The following is a 1,752-nucleotide window of genomic DNA, read 5'->3' as shown; positions in this document are numbered from 1 at the left end:
ATCATTCGTAACAAGTTAAGCCTGTATGGCAGTTGTCAAGGGGATTTCAGAAGATGTCTCAAAGAAATATTGGTTCAGACCTCGCTGTCGATCGGGAAAAGGTGCAATAATTAACTTAGTATGGGGTTTTCGCTGAGATTTAACAATACCTAAATCTCGATTTTCAGGCGCGGCGAAATACTCGATTGGGTCAGTTGCCTTACCTTTTTGACGGGCTACATAAAAATGGTAAAGACCCCGGTAAATCATTTCTAATGAAATTGAATCTATTGGTAAAGAGAGTTGGTCAGCCACGGCATCACCTAAATCGACCAAGAGTGCATAAAATATCCAAGTACCCCAGATTTGAAGCTGAATGCCGTTGAGAGAACCCGTCCACAAATAACTTAATCCCAAGAGCCTTTTTACGGTATTAAAAGCCTCTTCAATTCTCCAGCGCCTGCGATATAAATCTGCCACAACGTAGGGTGGTAACACTCTTAGTTCCAGCACAGTTGTCAAATAAGAATGCCAGGTTTTACCCGAACGAACTTCAATCAGACGTAAGGTAATAAATGGAGTTTTGGCTGTTCCCGAACCCAAACGTACCCGACTATCTCTCAGGTCGTAACTTTTGGTAAATACTTGCTCTACTTGGATTGATGCTCCTTTTTTCAAACGAGTAATTAAGTGAATATCTGCTTCAATTAATTTGAGCCAAAAGCTAAAATGATAAAAACCTCTATCCAGTAAGAGTAAGGTTTTAGGTGGCACCAATTGCAGGATATTTTCTTCAAGCTTAACATCAGAAGATCGGGGATTTTCCCGAAACCAAACTTCGACAGGTAACCTAGTCATTAAATCTATGACTGCTGCCATTTTTCCTGCCAACTGCCCTCGCGGTATATCTTCCAGGCTTTTAAGCTTGCAAAACAATGCTTCGAGCGTTGAGCTATCCACTATCCAAATTCTCGAAAATTTGGTCAAGGCAAATTGAATGCTTTCTGGTAGAAGCCGTTGGTTTCTCTTGTACCAAGCAGTTTTTAAGTTTGGCAATAAATTTTTAAAGACTCCCTCAAATAAAGAGGCAGGAAAACTTAAAAATCTTTGAGACATTGCTTGTTGAGTGACTGTTGTAGGTCGGCACCATAAAAAACCTTCTCTTGCCAACATTCTTGTGAGTTCTGTGACTCCAGCCACGTCTCGCCACAATAGGGTTAATACTGCTGCTACCATCAACGGTAGATTAAGAATTCTCCCTCGTAAACCCAGTTGACGGTAGTAATTTTCTTGTGAGGTGATGGCTGGTGTTAATAATGCCGATAGTTGCGAGGCAATCGCTTCGTCTTCCACCATCGGTCTTGTGGTTTTTTTGGCGTGGTTACGGTTGGTTTTTTGACTCTTAGCCATATTTACTACCTACACAATCGCTCAATTATTTGTCAAATAAGATGGTTCGATCGTACCAAGGCTCGCCACCCTGAATGCTCGCCCCGACGCTGCCGTGCGCTTGCGGTGCAACGGAACTCGAGCTCCCACCATTATTATCGAGCTCCCGCCACTATTATCGAGCTCCCGCCACTATTATCGAGCTCTTGCAACGCCAGTCGAGCGAACAATTTATTAATAATGATAATCGCTGTCGGTGGGAGAGTCCGCCGTCGGCGAACTCTCCCACCTTTACCCCTTTTTTGATTATCATTATTGTTCCATAATATTTCTGCAGAAAGAGGTATTGACAAAATCTACTCCTTTCTAACTTGTTACCAATGA

The 1,752-nt window shown here is 42.4% G+C and carries 1 protein-coding gene; it reads right to left on the bottom strand.

Translation table 11 applies throughout. The features are described 5' to 3' along the window. Window positions 1-15 precede the first annotated feature (15 nt). Window positions 16-1,335: an IS4 family transposase gene (locus QUA77_RS29030; RefSeq protein ID WP_333454078.1), complete on the bottom strand. Its 1,320-nt coding sequence runs from the start codon at window positions 1,333-1,335 to the stop codon at window positions 16-18. Between the last annotated feature and the right edge of the window lie 417 nt (window positions 1,336-1,752).

This window comes from Microcoleus sp. K5-D4 (assembly GCF_036704575.1).
Lineage (GTDB): Bacteria > Cyanobacteriota > Cyanobacteriia > Cyanobacteriales > Microcoleaceae > Microcoleus.
The sequence above is the reverse complement of the archived record's forward strand: the minus strand, read 5'-3'. Positions and strand labels throughout refer to the sequence as shown.